Below are 796 nucleotides of genomic sequence, written 5' to 3'. Positions count from 1 at the left end.
ATTGTCAAGAAGGTGATTAGGTATAGCTGTTACCACATAATCTCCCTTAGGTATTATATTTCCCTCTATCATTGATTCATCTTGATTTTCAACATACATACCTAAATGGAGTACCTGACCGACTTTTAAATCATGACTTTCAGCAAATTTTTCAGACACTATTATACTATTCTCTTTATTACTTCCTTTTACATACGAGAAATGCTCTAGAAGTCCTTGCTTCTGCAATCTTTTCAAGTCAACCACATTGTAACGAATATCCGCAACCTTTTTTGAATTTAAAATCTCTCCTAAGCCCTGATTACTCATGTTGCTAACGCTTTTTACGTTAGGTAATTGTTCAGCCTTTCTAGTTAGTTCTTCTACATCTATTTTTGAATCATCAAGGCGAGTTTCCACAATAATAGGCATTGCATATTCTTTTTTTAAGTAGGTTAGTCCATTAATTTGTATGGTTCTAAATGTAATTGACCCAAATACAGTAATGATCATTAATCCGCATATTATTAAGATAATCATTGTGTTTTTTTTAACTTGGGGAATTAAGTTTTTTACCGAAATATAAAATTCTTTGCCAAATATTTTTTGTCCATATGGCAAAAACCATTTTAATCCTTTAGTCACTATGATAGGAAAGATTAGTATAAAGGCAAGCAAAACTAAAATAACTGTAATTAGCAACATCCCAGGTCCGTATGTGCCTCTTGTAGGAAATACCTGGCTTCCTATAACTAAAAATAAGGAGAGTGCTAATAGTACCTTAAAAACTACTATTCTTGTCTTGGAAAAACCATAG

At 32.0% G+C, this 796-nt stretch carries 1 pseudogene; it reads right to left on the bottom strand.

From position 1 onward, the window contains the following. Positions 1-684, bottom strand: a pseudogene (locus tag AC1DRF_RS30530) (ABC transporter permease); the annotation flags it as partial. Positions 685-796: the final 112 nt, after the last annotated feature.

This window comes from Priestia sp. P5_B4, from assembly GCF_056400385.1.
This window is presented reverse-complemented; position numbering and strand designations above follow the sequence as displayed.